At 40.5% G+C, this 4,962-nt stretch carries 6 protein-coding genes; 4 read left to right on the plus strand and 2 right to left on the minus strand.

The window, feature by feature from the left end:
* From AC1DRQ_RS29430 to AC1DRQ_RS29445, 4 genes are all read left to right on the plus strand, one after another.
* Positions 1 to 637: acyltransferase family protein (locus AC1DRQ_RS29430; protein ID WP_477429378.1), on the plus strand; the 637-nt coding region annotated here is incomplete at its 5' end.
* Positions 638 to 684: 47 nt separating this feature from the next.
* Positions 685 to 813 (plus strand): hypothetical protein, encoded by a 129-nt coding sequence (locus AC1DRQ_RS29435; RefSeq protein ID WP_477429380.1) that lies wholly within the window; start codon positions 685 to 687, stop codon positions 811 to 813.
* Positions 814 to 928: 115 nt separating this feature from the next.
* Entirely contained in the window at positions 929 to 1,285 is a 357-nt protein-coding gene (locus tag AC1DRQ_RS29440; protein WP_477429382.1) for a BlaI/MecI/CopY family transcriptional regulator, read from the plus strand.
* A gap of 11 nt (positions 1,286 to 1,296) precedes the next feature.
* Entirely contained in the window at positions 1,297 to 3,120 is a 1,824-nt protein-coding gene (locus AC1DRQ_RS29445) for a M56 family metallopeptidase (RefSeq protein ID WP_477429384.1), read from the plus strand.
* Between the two features lie 30 nt (positions 3,121 to 3,150).
* Here AC1DRQ_RS29445 and AC1DRQ_RS29450 read toward each other — a convergent pair whose 3' ends face one another.
* Both AC1DRQ_RS29450 and AC1DRQ_RS29455 read right to left on the minus strand, forming a co-directional pair.
* Positions 3,151 to 4,236, minus strand: coding sequence for a DNA topoisomerase IB (locus AC1DRQ_RS29450; protein ID WP_477429386.1), 1,086 nt, complete (start codon positions 4,234 to 4,236; stop codon positions 3,151 to 3,153).
* A 103-nt stretch (positions 4,237 to 4,339) separates the two neighbouring features.
* On the minus strand, positions 4,340 to 4,962 hold a 623-nt coding region (locus tag AC1DRQ_RS29455), incomplete at its 5' end, for a threonine aldolase family protein (protein ID WP_477429388.1).

The raw sequence follows: 4,962 nt of genomic DNA on the forward strand, positions 1-4,962 counted from the left end.
AGATGGTCCTATATGGACGCTACCGGCAGAGATATTGTTATATTCAGAGGTGGTTATATTGGGTGTCATAATAGTCTTCTTTAAAAAACAATTTAAATTATTATTGAGATTACTGCCTTTAATTATCTTGTTGATTTTGTTTTTCTTTAAAAAGAGCTACCCTTATTGGTATATGCAATATATCATTAAAGATTGGGGCTTAATGTTCAATTGTGGTATGATGTTTTATTGGTTGAGAAATAAAATAAAAATAAGTTTATACATATTGGCAGGTATGCTTATTTTATTAATAGTGATGATTTTTCTAAAGTTCACCTTTATCATATATGTTTTTTATGGAACACTCATTTATGGCGTATTTACATTCGCATATCACCCCAAATTATACTTAGAAAAGTATAAAAATTGGGGTGATTTTTCCTACGGTTTATATATATATGCCTTTCCCATTCAACAAGTTCTTACATCCAACCTTAAAATATTAAATCCTATAATTCATTTTTTAATGGCTTTTACCATAACACTGCCTTTAGCAGCGCTATCCTGGTATTATATAGAAAAACCAATGTTATCTTTAAAGGGCTTCAACTTTAGAAAAGCGGAAATAACCCCCGTCAATACCCTGGAAGAGAAGTGAAAAATCATAAATATAAAGTTAAACAACCCTGCTTAAAGCGGTTTGAAATGCTCGCACAGCTGCATAATGTGCTATGCTGCCACGAGATACGCTACGCTAATCTCGTGGTATTGCATGGTGTAAGCCTTCGGCTTACACTGCAGCTAAAAGCTGCAACCATATTAACCACGGGCTGAAAGCCCGCGGTAGCGTTCTATAAATTCCCGTTCAGAGATCATAATTCAAAAAAAATAAAAATAAATTTGCATTGCTACGAAACTTTCGTAGATTTACGAAACAATCGTAATAGTAATGGAAAAATTGTCAAAACAAGAAGAAGAAGCCATGCAGGCAGTGTGGCAATGTGGCTCGGGCTTTATTAAGGATTTCCTTGATCAACTGGAAGAACCCAAACCACCATACACTACCCTGGCATCAACCATCAAGAACCTGGAACGCAAGGAGTTTTTAAAAAGCGAAAAAATGGGCAACTCCCTGCGCTATATCCCCACCATACAGGAAGAAGAATATAAAAAGCGCTTTATGAGCGGCTTTGTGAACGATTACTTTCAAAACTCTTACAAGGATCTGGTTACCTTTTTTGCCAACGAAAAAAAGATAAGTGCCAGCGAGCTGCAGGAGATCATTAAACTGATTGAAAAACAATAAACCTTAAAGTCATGCCAGTATTGTTTGTTTTTTTGCTTAAAGTAAATATTGCCCTGTTGTTATTTTGCGCAGGTTATTACCTGGTACTGAGGCATCTTACTTTTTATACCTTAAACCGCGTTTACCTGCTTGCAGCTATATTGTTTGCCAGCATCTATCCAGAAATAAACCTGTCGGCCTTTGTGCAGGGTCATGAGGCATTTGCCAAACCGGTACAGCAGATAGCCATAAATTGGCAAGGGCCGGTGCAAAACCTTATAAAACCACTTAGCCAGCCTAATTACTGGCACTGGGCCGAAGTTATTTTTTGGCTTGGAGCGTACATATTTGCTCTCAGGCTGGCGGTTCAGCTATTCTCCTTATATAAATTGTATAAAAGCTCCAAACCTGCTATAATCAATAATCACCAGGTACGGATCATGGAGAAGGATGCCGCTCCGTTTTCTTTTTGGCAAAGCATTTTTGTTAACCCAACTAAACATGAACCAGCCGACCTGAAGGCCATATTGCTGCACGAACAAGTACACGTGAACGAATGGCATACCGCCGATATATTGCTTGCCGAACTGAGCAGCATTTTTTACTGGTTTAACCCGGGTATATGGCTCATAAAAAAAGCAATCCGCGAAAACATTGAGTTTATAACCGACTGCAAGATCCTGAACAATGGTATCGACAGTAAATCATACCAGTATAGCCTAATCTCGGTAAGCTTTAACAACCAGCAACCCGGCATAGTGAACCATTTTAATATATCAACCATAAAAAAACGCATCATCATGATGAACGCTAAACGATCTTCGAAATTAAACCTTACCAGGTATGCTTTCCTGGTACCTGCTGTAATTACCCTGTTATTGGTATTCAGCATATCAAAGGCCGATTTTGCTAAACCTATCAGGGTAAAACTGGTTAACGCGGCCGCTCCGCTGGCAAAAATTATAAGTAGTAATATTGACGAAAAGCTGCCTGCAAAACCGGTAGCTGTAGCCAAACCTAAAAAGGTAAGCCGTATGGTTGCCAAACCATTGCCCGTGGCTCAAAAGCTTTATGCTCTTAAACCTGACACCATTAAAAAAGCCCTGGTTATCAACAAAAACATGAATAACGATTCGGTAATTTTCATAATCAATGGTGTAAAATCAGATCTTAAAAAGATTGATGCAGATAATGTAGCTAACGCCTATGTATTATGGGGTGATGATGCAGCGCCGTATATCAGTAAAAGCCTGGATAAAAACGTCAAGGTTGTTTACATGATTACAAAGGATGCCGTTAATAAACAGGAATTAAAAGATAAATTAAATAAGGTTAATATTAATAACAATGTCGAAAGCATAAGCAGCAACGTTGCAACAAATACCAGCACGGCTGCAACCTCAGCTACGGTCAATGGAATAGCCCTTGCATCTGGTAATAACTCAAATAGTGCAATTACAGTTAAGGGTTATAAGACTGTTGCGAATGTAAGGTTAAGTAATAATGTGCCTGTCAAAATTGTTACCGCTTTGCCAAAAGGTGTTGTTGTTAAAACCTACAGTGTAACTACACCTCACAACAGAATAATTGGAGAAGGAAATTCATCTTCGGTTTCGGGTATGGTATCTTCCAGTGACATTAAGGTAACTAATCTTGATGGAGTAAAAATCACTACAGACGATGGTTCGGACCCGGTAATTGTAATAGATGGGAAAACATCATCATCTGCCGATCTGAAAAAATTAAAGTCGACTGAAATCAACGGCATCAGCATTTTAAAAGGCGACAATGCAAAAAAACAATATGGCGATAAAGCTAAAGATGGTGTAGTGGTTATTACTACTAATAAAAAGTAGGCTTTAATCTAACTAATTATTTTATACAACTTAACTGGCCTCGGCCAGTTTTTCTGTTTCAAGCAAATTTAATAACGCCTTTTCGGCTATATTCAGTTCGGCGGCTTTTATATCACTCTCTTCATCAATTTTGCTGATGTATTTGAATATGGTGCCATCCTCATAACTTTTTATTACAGATGGATGAACATAGTACTTTTTACAAACCGAACGGGTATTGCCCAGGCTAACTGCCACTTCATCAATTACGTTCACAATTTTTTTATGGCACTCAGTTATGCTGGTAAATTCGCCTGCCGCTTTAAAGGCGTACAAGGCACTTACACTACCACTCCATGTTCTGAAATCTTTGGCAGTAAATTCTTCGCCGGTTATAGCCTTCAGGTAATCATTAATATCACCAGAGCCTATACTGCTGCGTTCACCGTTTTCATTATAATATTGAAAAAGCTCTTTCCCGGGGATATCCCTACACTGCTTTACCAGCCGGACCAGTTTTTTACTTTGCAACGCTATTTTATGCACTACTCCCTTTTTGCCTTTAAATTCAAACTTAAGTATTGAGCCTTCAATTTTAATATGCCTGTTTTGCAAGGTGGTTAAACCAAATGAACCATAAAGTTTTTTATATGATTCATTCCCCACCCTGATGCCGGTGAGCTCCATCAGCCTTACTGCCAGGGCAACCACTTTTTCATGGTCGAGGTTTCGGCGGGCCAGGTCCTTATCTACCTGCTCGCGTATAGCGGGTAAATAAGATGCAAAAGTTTGCAGGCGGTGATACTTAGATTGATTACGGATCTGGTTCCACCCGGCATGGTAGCGGTATTGCTTGCGGCCGGCGGCATCGGTACCCGTAAATTGCAGGTGGCCGTTTTCATACGGCGATATCCACACATTGGTATAGGCCGGCGGGATCACCAGTTTATTAAAGCGGGTTATCAGTTCCTTATCCTTTACCAGCTTGCCCTCGGCATCATAAAAACTCCAGCCCATGCCTGATTTTTTACGGGTGTACCCCGGTGATGTATCAGAAACATACCGCAAGCCAACGGCTTTCGCGGTGACCTTTGGGTCGCGCCCTATTTTTTCGAGCTTTTGCAGCAGACGGTTCATGGTGAAACAACAAGTCTGCTGGTTTTAAGTTTGACCGCCGATTAGTATGATTACGTTGATGTCGCTGATGATTGAAGGGTTCCGGATCTTTACTCATCAGTCACTACTCAAAACTCCCCAGCACCTTCACCACATGTTCAATGTGCTCTGGATGAACATCCAGATGGGTTACAAAACGGATGCGGTGTTTGGCGGTATCGCTGGCTTTTATACCATGAATGGCAAGCTTGGCCAAAACAGCGCTCGCGGGCTCAACCGTATCAAAAAGAACAATGTTGGTTTCTACAGGGATTACATTGCTAACCCAGGGCAGGTTACTTAGTTCCTCACCCAAAATGCGGGCATGCGCATGATCAATTTTTAAACGTTCTACATGGTGGTCAAGTGCATAAATACCTGCCGCAGCCAAAAAACCGGCCTGGCGCATCCCTCCGCCCAAAACCTTGCGGATACGGCGTGCATATTTTATAGTCTCCGCATCGGCCAGTAAAACAGAGCCTACCGGTGCACCCAACCCTTTTGATAAACAAACGGATATGCCGTTAAAGTATTGGCCATAATCTGCCGCGTTATCGCCGGTATGTGCCAGCGCGTTAAATATGCGTGCGCCATCTAAATGAAGTTTTAATCCTTTGGCCTTGCATAGTTCAGCAATGGGTTTAATATCCTGTAAGGTATAACAGCTGCCGCCGCCTTTGTTTACTGTATTCTCCAGCACCACCTGGC

The sequence above is a fragment of the Mucilaginibacter sp. P4_E8 genome, from assembly GCF_056401495.1.

Excerpts from the sequence above, each read along its gene's own strand:
- AC1DRQ_RS29435 (WP_477429380.1), top strand. The coding sequence starts at position 685 with ATGCTCGCACAGCTGCATAATGTGCTATGCTGCCACGAGATACGCTAC.
- AC1DRQ_RS29440 (WP_477429382.1), top strand. The coding sequence starts at position 929 with ATGGAAAAATTGTCAAAACAAGAAGAAGAAGCCATGCAGGCAGTGTGG.
- AC1DRQ_RS29445 (WP_477429384.1), top strand. The coding sequence starts at position 1,297 with ATGCCAGTATTGTTTGTTTTTTTGCTTAAAGTAAATATTGCCCTGTTG.
- AC1DRQ_RS29450 (WP_477429386.1), bottom strand. The coding sequence starts at position 4,236 with ATGAACCGTCTGCTGCAAAAGCTCGAAAAAATAGGGCGCGACCCAAAG.